Source organism: Cedecea davisae DSM 4568 (assembly GCF_000412335.2).
Lineage (GTDB): Bacteria > Pseudomonadota > Gammaproteobacteria > Enterobacterales > Enterobacteriaceae > Cedecea > Cedecea davisae.
The window spans coordinates 958,515-973,694 of record NZ_KE161030.1 but is presented as its reverse complement, the minus strand read 5'-3'; the positions used below and the strand labels follow the sequence as shown (position 1 = coordinate 973,694).

The window sequence follows — 15,180 nt, the reverse complement described above, 5'->3', positions numbered from 1 at the left end:
AGGTGACCATGAACAGAACAAAACGCTTTTTACTGCAACTAAAAGCACAGTTTGAATGTGAAGGGAAAAAACAGAAGCTGCTGGGGTTTATCTGGCTCTCACCCCAGCAGCGCTACGAGATCCTGAAAGAGATCCTGCTGCCGCTGGCTGAAAAAAATGGCCGCTAAAGCGTTGTCGGGCCGTCGCATATACGATGGTCCGCCCACAAATATTTCGCAAAAACATTATTCCAGACGCGATAAAACCGAATTGTAAATTCAAATTAATAGCCAGCTGCTTTATTTGCCGACTTAATTTTCTCGTTTCTCATATTCTTATCATAACCATCCTTTGCATTTAATATTTCACTCGTAGCGCTGATGAAATCGGATGCGGTACAACCGGCCAGCATAAAACTGGCGGATAACAATATAGCTCTAATCATGAAACAACTCCCCGGCAATCAAGATCATAAAAATAACCACTAACAATCAATGAATTAAAAAATTTATTACTATTAAAGTCATCAATCGTGAAATGGAAAAAATCGGCCGTGGATTTTAAATTTATTCGGGATAAAATCAAGAGCTTTATTCTATTTATTAATAACACAACCACAAAGTGGTAATTACTTCCCTGAAATAAAACCGACCTAAAAATAGGCCGATTTTAACTCAGAGCAGGATCAGTTCTTTAAAAATGCCAGCAGATCTTCATTAATCTGCTGTTTGTGCGTAGTGCAAATCCCGTGCGAACCGCCTTTGTAAACCTTCAATTCAGCATCAGGTAGCAGCTCCGCGGCAGCCTTACCGCAGGTTTCAAAAGGAACGATCTGGTCGTCATCGCCGTGAATCACCAGCGTCGGGATGGTCATTTTCCGCAGATCTTCGCGCTGGTCGGTTTCGGAGAAGGCTTTGATACAGTCATACATCGCCTTGATGCTTCCCTGCATTCCCTGCGCCACGAAGCTATCACGCACGCCCTCAGATACTTTGGCATCCGGGCGGTTGTATCCATAAAACGCCAGCGTCAATTCCTTGAAAAACGCCGCACGATCTTCCACCACGCCTTTGCGGATACCGTCAAAGACGTCGAGCGGAACGCCATCTGGATTCCATTCTGTTTTCAGCATGATCGGCGGCACTGCGCCAATCAATACTGCTTTAGCCACCCGACCGGTTCCATGACGGCCAATATAGCGGGCCACTTCACCTCCGCCGGTGGAATGCCCAACGTGCACGGCATCTTTTAAATTAAGGTAAGCAGTCAACTCAGCCAGATCGTCCGCATACTGATCCATATTATGCCCATCCCAGGGCTGGGACGAGCGGCCGTGGCCGCGCCTGTCATGAGCGATGACCCGAAAACCTTGCTGCCCAAGAAATAACATTTGGTCTTCAAACGCATCGGCGGTAAGCGGCCAGCCGTGGCTGAATACCACCGGCTGCCCCTCGCCCCAATCCTTAAAATACAGCGAGCTGCCGTCCTTCAATTTCAGTTTGTCGTACTGGCTCATGTTCTCTCCCGTCCGGTTGTCTAAGGTGTCAGAAACATCGACGTTGCCCATAAAGCGTAACGTATCTCTCGCACCTGTCAGACTTTCCCTCGCCAGACAACTCACCCGCTCACCTTTTATCCTGATTATTTCGATAGTTTGAGCTTGCTCTCAAAATGTTAACAAACATTACAGAGTTCATTTACAGGTAGCCGGATGTTACCGATATCATGTTACCGGTATCAAAATAAACAGATGACGCAAAACTGGCGCATTCATCTAAAAATTCGGCCTTGAGGAAATAATATGACCGAAATAACAACCACTTTAAGCGCAGGAACCCTTTTGGGGATTGCAGCCTGCTCCGTCGTGCTCCTGCTGGTTTTGATCATGCGCTTTCGCGTCCACGCCTTCCTGGCGCTAACTCTGGTCAGCGTCGTTGTCGCGCTCGTCACCGGCGTAGCATTCGATAAAATTGTCCCGACGATCTTGAACGGCTTCGGCAGCACTCTGGCGGGCGTTGCGCTGCTGGTTGGTCTTGGGGCGATGATTGGCCGCCTGCTGGAGATCTCCGGCGGCGCAAAAGTGCTGGCCGACACGCTAATAGGAACATTCGGATCCCACCGCGCACCGCTGGCGCTGGGCGTGGCCTCGCTGCTGTTCGGCTTCCCTATCTTCTTTGACGCAGGCCTGGTTGTGATGCTGCCTATCATCTTCAGCGTGGCGAAACAGTTTGGCGGCTCTACGTTAAAATATGCTCTTCCGGCCGCGGGTGCCTTTGCCGTGATGCATGCCCTGCTGCCGCCTCACCCGGGGCCGGTTGCCGCCAGCGAACTGCTGGGCGCCAATATCGGGCTGCTGGTCGTGGTCGGCCTGATTATCGCCATCCCGACCTGGTATCTTGGTGCCTATCTGTTTGGCATCTATGCCGGGAAGAAATTCGATATTCCTCTGCCTTCCTCTTTCCTCGGCAAAGTCGAAGTGGACGAGAACCACCGGCCGCCGTCTTTTGGCATGGTGATGGCTATTTTACTGATGCCGCTAGTGCTGATTTTCCTGGATACCGGCCTGAACACCGCAACGGTGCTCGGCTGGGTTAGCGCCGACAATACGCTGGTTAACTTCCTGCGCATGCTTGGAAAAACGCCTATCGCCCTGCTTATCACGGTATTCTTCGCCCTGATGGTGTTCAGCGGAAAACACAGCCGTCAGCATCTGGAAAAGGTCTGTGACGGCGCGCTGGGCCCAATCTGCGGCATTATTCTGGTGACCGGCGCTGGCGGCATGTTCGGCGGCGTACTGCGCGCCAGCGGCATCGGCGACGCGCTTGCCGGCGTGCTGTCCGATACCGGAATGCCGGTTATCGTCGCGGCATTTGTTATCTCTACCGCGCTGCGCGTTGCTCAGGGGTCGGCTACCGTCGCGCTCACCACCACCGCCGCTCTGGTCGCTCCGATGGTTGAAGCGACGACCGGCCTTAGCCAGTTTGACCTGTGCTTTATCGTGATAGCGATTGCGGGCGGGGCGACGGTACTCTCCCACGTTAACGATTCCGGTTTCTGGCTGGTTGGCCGCTTCCTGGAAATGGATGAAAAGACTACGCTGAAAACCTGGACGGTAATGGAAACGCTAATCGGCACCATCGCCTTCCTGCTGGCGGCGCTGGGCAGTATTATCCTTTGATGCGGGCAGGCACGCCAAAATGTGACTTATCTCCCTTTCAACGGTAAGCTAAGCTCAGTATCATCATTACAGAATCAACCCTCGCCGGTTTCGGTGAGGGTTTTTCTTTGTACGATTTTCAGCACATGAGTGCCCTGCTTTTTTACACGGAGAGAATTATGTCCAGACCTGCCATCATCATTAACGAACTAGACGCCGAACGCCTTGACCGACTGCTGGAGCAACCGCAGTATGCCAAAAGCCCGGTCGCAGAGGCGCTAAACGCCGAGCTGGATCGCGCTGAGATGTGTAGTCCGGAAAAAATGCCTGCGGATGTGGTATCCATGAACAGCCGGGTGAAATTCCGTGACCTCAGCACTCAGGAAGAGCACGTTCGCACTCTGGTCTACCCTGCCAACCTCACGGACAGCGACAACCAGCTTTCCGTCATGGCACCGGTAGGCGCCGCGCTGCTGGGCCTGCGGGTAGGCGATAGCATTAATTGGGTAATGCCAAACGGCAGCCAGACCAACCTTGAAGTGCTTGAACTTCAGTACCAGCCCGAAGCGGCCGGCGACCTGCACCGCTAAGCGTTGAACTTCCCCTCACCCTCTTCCCAAAGGGGTGAGGGTCAAACCTTACAGAATCGCTTCCTCGGTCAAAATACGCTTCGCGCCCAAATAGTGATCCTGCCAGTAATTGTCCGTCAGTTGGCTGATGCGGATATTCAGCCCGGTTCGCGGCGCTTCAATAAACTGCCCGTCTCCGAGGTAAACGCCAACGTGATCCGCCTTGTCCTGGCTTTTAATACTGAAGAAGACCAGGTCACCGCGCTGGAGCTGCTGCTGGTTGACCCGCTTTAACTTGCTGTCCTGGAACATTCCGTTTGCGGTGCGCGGCAGCTTGCGGCTGAGTAACTGGTTATAGGCGTAATAAATGAGCCCGCTACAGTCAAACCCCTGATCCGGCGTTTGCCCGCCCCAAACATAAGGCTTGCCGAGCTGCTGCTTAAGCCGATGAATCACTTTGTAAATCGTCTCTTCTACGCGCGGGCTGACCATTTCGGCCATCAGCGACTCGGTTGCCAGCGGCAGCAGGCGCTCCGAACCGCCAAAATATCCTGGGCGCCAGCGGGCGTGCATTGCCAGCTGCTGACGATTCCAGCTGCGGCTGGCCAGTTTTTCCGCCGCCTGGCGTATCCGCTGTTCGGGCGTGAGGGGCACCACGGCAACGCGTTTTTTCGCCTTCGCGAGCAGCTTTGCGCGGTTTTTCATGCGTTCCCGGGCTTCTTTGTTCTGCGTCTGCGCGCGGCTTTGTGTCGGTTTATGTTTAACGGGCGCGGCAAATACCTGCGTGGAAAACAACACCATCAGCAGCAGAAAAAAGAATCCCGCCATGCGTCGGGAGAGTTCGGACGCAGGCGGAAAAGTGGAGACAATTGAGGTGGAAATCGAGATTAACAAAACAAAATACCTGAGAAATTTATCGTGCCGGCGGCGACGTCTTAGCAACGCTTTCCGCCAGCGGTTTAATAACCTTTTCGCCGTGTTGGCCAAAGAACTGATACAGCGACTCGCTTGCCGAATGGGTTAACACCATTATTTCTATGCGGCGGTTCGCCGAGCTTAGAGGATGTTCCGGGTCGAGCAGCATCTGATCGGCCATGCCGCTAACCTGCAATATTTTGCCGCCGTCCAGCCCGCCCTTCGTCAGCGCCCTGCGCGCCTGCATGGCTCGCTCTCCGGACAGATTCCAGTTGTTGTATAACTCCTGATCGCGGAAGCGGGTTGAGTCGGTGTGGCCGGTAATAATTATCTTGTTATCGATAGAGTTCAGCGCCGTGGCGAACTCGGTCAGCAGGCGGTTAAAGAACGGCGTCAGAATGGCGCTGCTGCGCTGAAACATTTCACGCTTCTGGTCATCCTGCACCAGGATGCGCAGCCCCTGCGGAACAATCTCAATTTGCAGGTTCGACTGGGCATCATAGGCGGAGGTAATCTTCATGATGGTCCGCGCCAGATCCTCAATTTCCTGCTCTGAACGGCGGTTTACGTCCTTCAGGCTCTCGCCCAGGCTTGCCTGCTTAGCCAGCGCCTGTATCGCCTCGGCATTCTGCTTAGCATCTTTGCCGCCGTCTTCGGACTTCGGCTTGCCGGCCAGAACCGTAATGCTGCCGCCGGAGCCGTTCGGCTGGGTAATCGGCGAAGGCGACATTCCGTCAAACAAAGAGTCGCTGTTGAGCAGGGAAACAATCTCTTTACGCTCCTCTTCGGTTACCGCCCCCATAATCCAGAGCACCATAAACAGCGCCATCATCGCGAGGGTAAAATCGGCAAACGCTACCTTCCACGCGCCGCCGTGAACCGCATCATGACTTTTGCGCGAGGAGCGCTTAATTATCGTGGTATGCCCCTTCGCTTTGCCGCGCATTATGCTTCACCCGTCATCTGATTGACCCAACCATCCAGCGTGGCAAAGGTCGGCTTAGAGTCCATCGGCAGCATTTTGCGCCCAGCATCTACCGCCAGCAGCGTCGGTTTACCCGCCACATGGTTGACCAGCACGGTACGCACGCATTCCAGCACCGCCATCTGTTTTTTGGTGCGCTGTTCCATGGCGTTGGCAACCGGGTCCATCAGGCAGTAACAGATAAATACGCCGAGGAAGGTGCCGATAAGCGCCGCCGCCACTTTTACGCCGATAACCGCGATAGAGCCGTCAATCGACTGCATGGTGATGATGATTCCAAGAACCGCTGCGCAAATACCAAAGCCCGGCATCGCCTCTGCGGTACGCTGTAACGAACGGGACGGCAGGAGGAGATCTTCTTCCATCGCCACCAGCTCCTGCTCCAGAATCCCTTCCAGTTCGTGCTCGTTGATTTTGCCCATTGCCATCAGGCGGAAGTTGTCCGAGATGAAGGTAATCAGCGCCTTGTCGCGCAGAATAAGCGGATACTTCTGGAACAGCGGGCTGCTTTCAGGGACTTCAATATGCTCGTCCAGCACTTTCAGGCCGCCGTCCTGCACCAGCTCAAGCAGCTCAAACAGCAGCATCAGTAGCTGGCGCTGATACTCATCGGTATGCTCGTTTTTACGCATCACGCCGCGAAACTGACGGTACATTTCGGCCAGCACCGCTTTCGGGTTGGCCAGCACCATCGCGCCCAGCCCGGCGCCCAAAATAATAATGATTTCACCGGGCTGCCAGAACGAAGCCAGGCGCCCGCCCGACATAATAAAGCCGCCCAGAACACAGACGAAAATGATCGTTAAACCTAATAATTTCTGCATGGATTTCCACTTCTCAATAAACTGCTAAAAAAAACTCTCAATCTTTTGCGCTATTTTTTTATTCAACTGGCAGATACGCGCTTCGGTCAGGTCGAGCACCAGCGCTATCTCTTTCAGGCTCATTTCCTGCTGGTAATAGAGCGTCAAAATCATTTTTTCCCTCTCATCAAGGCTTGCCAGCGCGGTTTTCAGCGTCCGGCTAACCATCACCTCGTCCTCTAAAGAGCGGCCGTTAAGCGCCACGAAGTGAGTTTCACTTCCGAGCAGCTCGTCGAGGCTCTCCATCGACTTGGCGCAGTCCAGCAGCAAATATTCCTGATACTCTTCGGCGGTAATCTCCAGCCGCCCGGCAAGGTCGGCAAACACCGGCGGCCGGCCAAGCTCGCGGGCAATCTCGCGGATGGCGTCGTTCAGCTTGTGGGTTTTCTGCCGCAGACGACGAGGACGCCAGTCAAGCTGGCGCAGCTCATCCAGCACGGCGCCGCGAATGCGGTGTACCGCATAGGCACCAAACTGCTCATCAGGATGGCCGTAACGACGCAGGGAAGAGAGCAGCCCCATCAGGGCTATCTGCTCCATATCCTCTCTGTCCATTACGCTGCTGGCCTGATAAGCAAGCTGTTTAACAACACGGTGCACCAGCGGTAAGTAAGCGTTCACATAACGCGACTCGTCCGCCGGGGTCAGCGCATCGTCAGCAATAAAATCCATCATTTTCCTTACCGCCGTGCTGCTTACTGAAAGACCATCTTGCTGATGATCACATCCCTGAACGGCATAACGCTGTTGAGGCTTTTGAAGCGCTCGCTATAGGCGGCCATAAGCTTTTCCTTTAACTGAGAAACGCTCATCGCCCGTACAGCGTCATAATGCATGTCGGACAGAAGGCTTACCGTCGCCCCGCGGATAGCGGGAGACATATCGTTAATTTTCTGCACGTTTTCCGGCTCGTGGGTCGCCAGCGCCAGCTCCAGAAGCAAATAGCGTTCTTTGCTGCCGTCGCTTTGTAGGGTGATAACGACGTTTTTAATCTCCACAAACTCAACGCCCTTCTCGTCTGAGGAGCTGAACATTGAGCTAATGAGGCTGCTCGCCCCATCGTCCTTATTCATAACGTGAGTACCCACTACCGTGAGCAGAGCCGCAAACACCGCGGCAATCAGGGCAATTAACAGCCCGAGTGAAAAAGTTTTTATAGTCATAATCTTCTGTCATTAAACGGTCAGTAGTACGGAGTCATCTTCGCGGCGCGCGCCCGCATCCGCCTCGATGGCTGCGGCGGCCTGCACATCCTGCGCCAGTTCATGCTGCGACGGACGCTGTTGCCCCTCACGCTGCCCTCCCTGGGAGGAAACCTGGACATTAACCTGCATAAAGTTCTGCTCGGTCAGGCTCTGACGTAAGTCATTGCTGACCTGCTGAAGCGCCCGATAAACCTCACCCTGGCTGGCGTTAATCGTGACCTGCATACGGCCATTTTCGATGTGCAGCGAGATGTCTATCTTGCCCATATCCGGCGGATCGAGGCGGATGGTGGCGTGCTGGATCTGGTCCTTAACCTGAACCTGGAGGCGATCGCCCAGCGCGGACTGAAGCTGCTGCGCCCAACGCGACTCTTCGGCATCCAGTTTGATCGGGGCCGAAGCTGCCGTAACCTGAGTTACACCGCCAGACACCTGTGCTTTGCTATCCGGCTGAGCCGCAGAGATTGCCGCGTTTTCACCAGCATGAAGCACCAATATCGGCGCTACCGGCGTCATTTCCTTAAGGCCAACGGCCTGCGGCACACCGGGTAACCCCACAGGGGTCTGCTGTTGAACCACAGGCGCAGGCACATTGCTGCTAAGCGGCAAAATTAGATCACCGCCGGGTTCAGATGAGACCTGACCCGATGCGTTGTTGATAACCGTGTTAACCGGCATCGCCGGAACCGCGTTTGCCGCCAGCAGACCATCGAGCAATTGCTGAAGCAGCGCCACCGGCGCTTCGGCATCAGCGGTTAAGGTATCGCCGTCGTCGTCACTCTCCGCGGCGGGTTCAGCCTGCCCCGGTAACTGCCCGCTTTCGGCAGCGCTGGCCGGAGTAGCCTGCATCACATTCAGCAAGGCAAGAGTGAACGGCTGAGGCTGCACGGTAGCGCCAGCCTTAGCCCCGATAGCCGCAGGTGCAGCCATATCCTGCGCCCCCATCAGCGAGCCGGAAGCCGTAGTCACGGCTGCATCGTTGAGCAACACTGGAGAAGCGGTCACGTTCATCAGCGAAAATCCTCTTCATCCATAAAGACCGCGTAGGCGGCAACACCTTCCTGATTACGGCGCTGGAGCGCCATTTTGCGCTCCAGCTCTTCGCTCTTCAGGCGGCACTTTTCATTGACCTTGTGATGCATACGGCGCAGGTCTTCCAGCGCCACACGTTTGGCATCGGTTAGAGGATTACGCGCAAGCGCCGCCAGCAGAGAAGCAATTTGCTTATCCACCTCCTGCACCTGCGGCCAGTTTTCCTCCTCTGCCGCTACCGCCAGCGCACGGGTCAGAAAGCGAATGACCTGAATATCATCCATGCTGCTGACCCATTTTTTGCCAGCCTTCCTGCAGATTTATAAGGATCTTTTCGACCTCCTCCACATACTCAACGGAGAGCTTATGGCTGGCGTCATACAGGCGGTAAACGCAGTAGTCGTAAAGGTTGGCGAGGCTTAATGCCAGGTCACCGCCCTTTTCATAATCCAGCGCGCTGGTGAGTGCGTTAAGAATATCGATGCACTTATTGATGCTTTGTACCTTGCGCTCATAGCGGCGGGCGGCAATGTGACTCTTCGCGCGCACCAGCTCGTCCATCAGGCCGTTAAACAGCATCAGCACCAGCTGATGAGGGCTTGCGGCAGCGGCCTGAATAGCCAGGTCCGACTGCTGATACTCACCAAAGCCCTCCCGTTCATTTCCGTACATAACTCACTTCTTCCTTAGGCAAGGCCAAACATACTCATGGTGTTATTCATCTGCGTCATAATCGACTGCAACTGGGTGAACTGTTTCAGGTAGCGGTTGTAAGAGGTGTCATACCGCGCCTGAATTTTGTCGGACCGAATATCCATTTCGCTCTGCTGACGGTCCAGGGTTTCCTGGCGGCCTTTGAGCAAACCGTTAGACGTGTTGAGGTATTTATCCAGCGACTTATCCATGCCCTTGATAAGCCCGTCTTTACCGTTAAATAAATCGTTCAGACCCTGAGGATCTTCAGAAAGCGCCTTGTCCAGCTTGGTGCTATCGATTGACAGCGTGCCGTCACGCGAGGCGGTAATGCCGTAATCGGTCATGTTCTTGTCGCCAAAGGTCTGGCGCAGCAGGTTGTTCATATCTCTCTCGAGCGAAGCAATACCCGCATCACCGGCAAACGCGCCACGGTCTTTGCCGTCGCTGCCGCTGTTGGTCAGCTTGCCGAGTTCCCCCTTCAGCGTATTGAAGGCATCAACAAAGCTCTGCATTTGCTCTTTGGTGGCGGTGTTATCTACCCCGACATCGATGCGCAGCGGCTCATCTCCATCCTTCTGGGCTTTGGTCAGCTTGATGGTGACGCCATCAATCAGCTTATCCAGGGTATTAGAGCTGCTTTCATAAACCTTATTGCTTTCGCCAAGTTTGAATTTGGCATTACGCGCCTGGGTGATGGTTTCGAACGTGCTGAATTTTTGTGCGCTGTTCGCGTCCATTTTGCTGGTATCCAGCTCAACCTTATTTGCCTCGCCGCTTTCGTCGCTGCTCAGCATCAGGCTGACTTTACCGTCGGTGCGGATAAGCGAGGCGGTCACGCCGGGCGCATCTTTATCGTTATTGGTATTAATTTTTTTGGTCAGATCCGACAACGACTGCAGATCGTCCATCTCGATATCCATCGACTTGCCGTTGATGGTAATCGTCATGGTGCCGGTAGCATTTTTGATTGACTCATCGGTCATATCATCGAATGAGATCTGGTGCGCCGAGGCCAGCTGCTCCACGAAAAGGTTATAAGTCCCCTTCTGCGCGCTTGAGCTGGCGGTAACATTGGCGATGCCTTCAATGTTTGTCGTCGCCACGTTTTGCAGCATGCCGCTGTCGGTTTTGTTCAGCGCGGTCAGCGCGGTGCGGAAATCGCTCATCGCTGTACGCAGTGCTGTTAGCGCCGTTTTTTGTGCGCCAAGAGATTTGCTCTGCTTTTCCAGCGCCGCTTTCATCGCCGCAATGTCATAACCCGCCAGCTGCGTGGCGAGGTATTGAGGATCAAGACTGGTCAAATCAGACATTTTTCATCTCCAGGTATACGGGCACGCCGGGCTTGCCGGGCGTTATGCGGATTTATTTAGCAATTAGCGTGCCAATTTTAAATTAAAATAAAATCAATAAGTTAAATTGAAACGGGAAGGCATTCTTCCGCACAGGGGGAAGGCGGAAGGCAATACTTAGAAACAAAAACACCGCCATAAAGCGGTGTATTTGTTGTGCAACTGCCTGCGGGTTTTAGCCCAGCAGGGACATCACCATGCCGGACATGCTGTTGGACTGCTTCAGCATCGACATGCTGGTCTGCGCCAGCATCTGGTTGCGGGTCATGGAGGAGGCTTCGCTTGCGAAGTCCGCATCCTGAATGTTGCCCAACGCCAGTTCGGTATTGTCCTTCATGTTGGACAGGTTGGCCGCGGTGTGGCCCAGACGGTTAATGTTGGCACCCAGGCTTGAACGGATGGTGCCCACGGACGCCAGGCTGGTTTCCAGGCTGCTCATCAGAGCCTGCGCACCGGAAGCATCCTTGATATCCAGCTGGCTTGACAGCCCGGTGATTGCGGATGCGGTTGCGGACAGGGAACCGGACAGGCTGACGGTCATTTTTTCTTCCGCGCTGGCGCCGATCTGGAAGTTCATGTCTTTGGACAGCTTGCCGCCGGTGGCAAACAGTTTTTCGCCGCCGTAAGAGGTGTTGCTCATGATGTTGCCCAGCTCTTTTTGCAGCTCGCCCAGCTCGGAGTTGATCGCGTCGCGGTCATCCTGAGTGTTGGTGTCGTTCGCGCCCTGGGTTGCGAGGTCTTTCATGCGGTACATGATGTTGCTCACTTCGTCGAACGCGCCTTCCGCAGTTTGCAGCATTGCGGTAGCGTCAGAGATGTTGCGCTGTGCAACCGCCATACCGTTGCTCTGGCCCTGCAGGCGGGAAGCAATCTGCATACCTGCCGCATCGTCTGCCGCAGAGTTAATGCGCTTGCCGGTACCCAGACGTTCCATCGCGGTGGACAACATGCTGTTGGACTTGTTCAGCGCGTTGATGGATGCCATGGAAGAGCCGCTGGTGAAAATAGATAAAGACATAGTAAATCTCCTGGATTCTGTTCGTGTTATAGAGCTTTCGTTACTTAATCAAAGCGGCACAGCGGTCGGGATAATTAAATGGCTTAATCAAAAAAACTTAATTTTTATCGCCTGGAAGCAAAACACCGCCCGAAGGCGGTGTTTTTGTCATGCAGAGTCTCGCAGGGATTAGCCCAGCAGGGACATCACCATGCCGGACATGCTGTTGGACTGCTTCAGCATCGACATGCTGGTCTGCGCCAGCATCTGGTTGCGGGTCATGGATGAAGCTTCGGTGGCAAAATCCGCATCCTGAATGTTGCCCAACGCCAGCTCGGTGTTGTCCTTCATGTTGGACAGGTTGGCCGCGGTGTGGCCCAGACGGTTAATGTTGGCACCCAGGCTGGAACGCATAGAGCCTACAGATGCCAGGCTGCTTTCCAGGCTGCTCATCAGCGCCTGTGCGCCGGAAGCATCTTTGATATCCAGCTGGCTTGACAGCCCGGTAATCGCAGAAGCCGTTTTTGCCAGAGAGCCGGACAGGCTGACGGTCATTTTCTCGTTGGCGCTGGCGCCAATCTGGAAGTTCAGGTCGTCGGACAGCTTGCCGCCGGCCGCAAACAGCTTTTCGCCGCCGTAAGAGGTGTTGCTCATGATGTTGCCCAGCTCTTTCTGCAGTTCGCCCAGCTCGGAGTTGATCGCGTCGCGGTCGTCCTGAGTGTTGGTGTCGTTCGCGCCCTGGGTGGCGAGGTCTTTCATGCGGTACATGATGTTGCTCACTTCATCGAACGCGCCTTCCGCGGTTTGCAGCATTGCGGTAGCGTCAGAGATGTTGCGCTGCGCAACGGCCATACCGTTAGTCTGGCCCTGCAGGCGGGAAGCAATCTGCATACCTGCCGCATCGTCTGCGGAAGAGTTGATGCGCTTGCCGGTGCCCAGGCGTTCCATCGCGGTGGACAGCATGCTGTTGGATTTATTCAGCGCGTTGATGGACGCCATGGAAGAGCCGCTGGTGAAAATAGATAATGACATTTTATATTCTCCTTAATGAACCTGACCATCAGGTCCCTTGATGTTGTACTGAGATAAAACGACATCCTGTTCGGACAAATTAAATCCAGCAGCAATATTTTTTCATATCTTGCCACCCCTCCACTCTGACTCTTTATATACAGACAAATATCCTACACTGCATTAATAGTCATTCTCATTTGCACGGGGAAATAAAAATAAAAAGCACAAAAGAAAACAATAGCGACACATTTAAGAATATTCTTAATCGATAAATAATAAAAAATTCCAAATTAAAATAATTCCCACCTGGGCATTTCGGTTAATTACGCGGGCAACAGAAAACATCATTTTCACATTCACCGTGTTTTTTATAACATTCACCTCCACGACTCACATCCATTAACATTCACCCAAAACATTTAATATAAATCAGAATAAATTATTCCAAATCACGTTGCCAATCACACTTTTATAGCGTAAAAAAGACACCGGGAAGGACATTTTCCTGCTTTTGCTCTGTCAACTTACATTTTATTTCCGCTTCAGCGCCGTTGAATCTGTCCTCATACATAAGAACAGGCTGTTCTTTCGTTCCCTCCGCAGCGAGCGGCAATTCAGTGATGAATTCTAAATGGACTTAATGATGACGTATTAATTAGCCTCGGCAGGCCACTGCCGGGGGCGATATCCGTTAATTATTAAAGGAATGGCTGCTGCCAAAAAATGAATAAACGCTACTGTTCTGTAAACGACTGGCTGATTGATATTAGCTCTGGTTCAATCCTCAATTTAACCAGCGGGGAGCGCAAGCGCCTCGGTGAATATCAATTAAAGCTGCTGGATACCCTTACGCAAAATGCGGGAAAGATTCTCACCAGAGAAGAACTCACCACGCTAGTATGGGAGCGCAGGGTAATTGGCAATAATAGTTTACCCAATGCCATTCATGCTTTACGCACCGCTCTTGAAGATGATGGAAAACAACAAAGAATAATCAAAACCATACCCAAAAAGGGTTATTTGCTGGAGCAGGATTACTGCTGCGTTATTGAAAAAGAAGAAGAAGAGGTTCGTGATAACTCAGATGACATCCTGCAAAGCGAAAGCGTTCTCTATGAAGAACAGCCCAACGCTGAACCGGAAGTCAGGGAAGTCGCGCCGCTACAGCCGGAGCCTCTTCTCCCCCAACCTGCCCCACTGCCTGCGGTAGCAGCGGCTCGCGCCCCTCGCTGGTGGCGAAGCATGCCGGGCATTACGTTCCTGGTAATCGCAGCGGTACTGATCGTTGCCAGCACGACCTGGTACTTTTTTGACGCCGGGCGGAACCGGCTGATGTATAGAGAGCAAGAGAGCAACGTCTACAGCAATATTCATCTCTACGAAATTTACCCTGCCAGCCACGATGACGTCGGTAAAGATCAGCTTTATACCAAGCTAAAAGGCACGCTCTACCAGATGAATCAGTTGCTAAAAGGGCAGTCCGTCATGATGAATATTTACTACCAGAGCATCGACCAGACGCTGAATTACACCTTTTCGCTGGAGAGCAGCTGCGACCGTAAACAGCTGGCGATGGCCATCTACCACTGGCGCATTGACGGCAATCAACTCAACAATTTGATCCTGCGTGAAACCAGACGAAAAATTGGCGAAATGGAGGGCTGCACCGTTGGCTAAGTGGATCCTGAGTGCATTAATTGCCGTACTGGCGCTGAGTATGCTCGGCTTTTACAACTGGTCGTACAGCAGCGAGGCACCTGCCCGGCAGGCTACCGGCGACGTTCAAATGGGCTTTTATGACCTGATGTCACGCCGCAAAGAAGTTTACGACTCCCGCATGGAGATGGTGAACCACACGATTTTAACTACCATCACCAGCCCGGACGATCCGCGCTTTATGCTGAAAGGAAAATTCACCCGCATCGACTCCCGGCGAGGCCAGGAGTGGTTTTCCTGGTCGCCTATTTACTACAGCACCCCCAGCAAGGGCCTGATGATAGACGGCCTGGTGGATTTGATGATGAATATGGATGTCTGGATGCAGCCGCTGAAGCTTAACGGGCAGCCGCTGGTGGTGGGGCAAAGCGGGATTATATTTCTTTATCCGTTGCATTGAGTTTTCTCGCTGCACGGGCGAACGAAACATAACCGAACTTGTAGAGATTATCTCTTCGGTTTACAGCCATTTATGCCAGTTCGGAGAGGATCCCGTTCACTTCCAGACCTGCTTCATATGCAGTCACCGTCACTCCCCCGAGACCCCGGACTCCCGGCGAGATAAATCGCCGCAAGCGGTAAACCTCCGTTTTATCTCCCAGCCCTGGGTCGGCTGAGATGCGTTCCCGACGCTCACAGCCTCCGCCCGCTCCCGGCGTCCGGACCCTGGTCAGTCGGAGAGAAAACGGAGGCGATTTAAGCT

18 protein-coding genes are annotated in these 15,180 nt (G+C 53.4%); 5 read left to right on the top strand and 13 right to left on the bottom strand.

Features of this window, described 5'->3' with window-relative positions; genetic code table 11:
• Window positions 1-8 precede the first annotated feature (8 nt).
• A complete protein-coding gene (locus HMPREF0201_RS22975; RefSeq protein WP_016535329.1) occupies window positions 9-167 on the top strand; it encodes a hypothetical protein in 159 nt (52 codons plus the stop codon).
• A gap of 95 nt (window positions 168-262) precedes the next feature.
• On the opposite strand, the gene HMPREF0201_RS23160 is transcribed toward HMPREF0201_RS22975, so the two are convergent.
• Window positions 263-424 (bottom strand): hypothetical protein, encoded by a 162-nt coding sequence (locus tag HMPREF0201_RS23160; RefSeq protein ID WP_016535328.1) that lies wholly within the window; start codon window positions 422-424, stop codon window positions 263-265.
• Window positions 425-664: 240 nt separating this feature from the next.
• The gene (locus tag HMPREF0201_RS04605) at window positions 665-1,495 is read right to left on the bottom strand and encodes an alpha/beta fold hydrolase (RefSeq protein WP_039897989.1); all 831 of its coding nucleotides are present in this window, start codon (window positions 1,493-1,495) and stop codon (window positions 665-667) included.
• Between the two features lie 285 nt (window positions 1,496-1,780).
• Here HMPREF0201_RS04605 and HMPREF0201_RS04600 point away from each other — a divergent pair, with 285 nt between their 5' ends.
• A complete protein-coding gene (locus tag HMPREF0201_RS04600; protein ID WP_016535324.1) occupies window positions 1,781-3,157 on the top strand; it encodes a GntP family permease in 1,377 nt (458 codons plus the stop codon).
• 158 nt (window positions 3,158-3,315) lie between these two features.
• Entirely contained in the window at window positions 3,316-3,726 is a 411-nt protein-coding gene (gene rnk / locus HMPREF0201_RS04595; protein ID WP_039897988.1) for a nucleoside diphosphate kinase regulator, read from the top strand.
• A 48-nt stretch (window positions 3,727-3,774) separates the two neighbouring features.
• Here rnk and HMPREF0201_RS04590 read toward each other — a convergent pair whose 3' ends face one another.
• From HMPREF0201_RS04590 to HMPREF0201_RS04540, 11 genes are all read right to left on the bottom strand, one after another.
• A complete protein-coding gene (locus HMPREF0201_RS04590; RefSeq protein ID WP_244878499.1) occupies window positions 3,775-4,599 on the bottom strand; it encodes a C40 family peptidase in 825 nt (274 codons plus the stop codon).
• A gap of 19 nt (window positions 4,600-4,618) precedes the next feature.
• Window positions 4,619-5,566, bottom strand: a complete 948-nt coding sequence (gene lafU / locus HMPREF0201_RS04585; protein ID WP_016535321.1) for a putative lateral flagellar export/assembly protein LafU — start codon at window positions 5,564-5,566, stop codon at window positions 4,619-4,621.
• The gene (gene motA, locus HMPREF0201_RS04580; protein ID WP_016535320.1) at window positions 5,566-6,429 is read right to left on the bottom strand and encodes a flagellar motor stator protein MotA; all 864 of its coding nucleotides are present in this window, start codon (window positions 6,427-6,429) and stop codon (window positions 5,566-5,568) included. Before motA ends, lafU begins: the two co-directional genes overlap by 1 nt.
• Before the next feature lie 24 nt (window positions 6,430-6,453).
• A complete protein-coding gene (locus tag HMPREF0201_RS04575; protein WP_039897987.1) occupies window positions 6,454-7,140 on the bottom strand; it encodes a FliA/WhiG family RNA polymerase sigma factor in 687 nt (228 codons plus the stop codon).
• Between the two features lie 23 nt (window positions 7,141-7,163).
• Window positions 7,164-7,631 carry a flagellar basal body-associated FliL family protein gene (locus HMPREF0201_RS04570; RefSeq protein ID WP_016535318.1) on the bottom strand — a complete coding sequence of 156 codons (468 nt, stop codon included), beginning with the start codon at window positions 7,629-7,631 and terminating at the stop codon, window positions 7,164-7,166.
• 12 nt (window positions 7,632-7,643) lie between these two features.
• Window positions 7,644-8,684: a flagellar hook-length control protein FliK gene (locus HMPREF0201_RS04565; RefSeq protein WP_016535317.1), complete on the bottom strand. Its 1,041-nt coding sequence runs from the start codon at window positions 8,682-8,684 to the stop codon at window positions 7,644-7,646.
• Entirely contained in the window at window positions 8,684-8,989 is a 306-nt protein-coding gene (locus HMPREF0201_RS04560; RefSeq protein ID WP_016535316.1) for a hypothetical protein, read from the bottom strand. Before HMPREF0201_RS04560 ends, HMPREF0201_RS04565 begins: the two co-directional genes overlap by 1 nt.
• Window positions 8,982-9,377: a flagellar export chaperone FliS gene (gene fliS, locus HMPREF0201_RS04555; protein WP_016535315.1), complete on the bottom strand. Its 396-nt coding sequence runs from the start codon at window positions 9,375-9,377 to the stop codon at window positions 8,982-8,984. The genes HMPREF0201_RS04560 and fliS overlap by 8 nt, the downstream gene beginning before the upstream one ends.
• 14 nt (window positions 9,378-9,391) lie before the next feature.
• Complete coding sequence (gene fliD, locus HMPREF0201_RS04550) at window positions 9,392-10,711, bottom strand: flagellar filament capping protein FliD (protein ID WP_016535314.1); 1,320 nt, start codon at window positions 10,709-10,711, stop codon at window positions 9,392-9,394.
• A 214-nt stretch (window positions 10,712-10,925) separates the two neighbouring features.
• Window positions 10,926-11,768 (bottom strand): flagellin N-terminal helical domain-containing protein, encoded by an 843-nt coding sequence (locus HMPREF0201_RS04545; RefSeq protein WP_039897986.1) that lies wholly within the window; start codon window positions 11,766-11,768, stop codon window positions 10,926-10,928.
• Window positions 11,769-11,936: 168 nt separating this feature from the next.
• Window positions 11,937-12,779, bottom strand: a complete 843-nt coding sequence (locus tag HMPREF0201_RS04540) for a flagellin N-terminal helical domain-containing protein (RefSeq protein ID WP_039897985.1) — start codon at window positions 12,777-12,779, stop codon at window positions 11,937-11,939.
• Window positions 12,780-13,484: 705 nt separating this feature from the next.
• On the opposite strand from HMPREF0201_RS04540, the gene HMPREF0201_RS04535 reads away from it, so the two are divergent.
• Window positions 13,485-14,438, top strand: a complete 954-nt coding sequence (locus HMPREF0201_RS04535; RefSeq protein WP_016535307.1) for a winged helix-turn-helix domain-containing protein — start codon at window positions 13,485-13,487, stop codon at window positions 14,436-14,438.
• On the top strand, window positions 14,431-14,877 hold the full coding sequence (locus HMPREF0201_RS04530; protein WP_016535306.1) for a hypothetical protein: 447 nt from the start codon (window positions 14,431-14,433) through the stop codon (window positions 14,875-14,877). Before HMPREF0201_RS04535 ends, HMPREF0201_RS04530 begins: the two co-directional genes overlap by 8 nt.
• The last annotated feature ends 303 nt before the right edge of the window (window positions 14,878-15,180 follow it).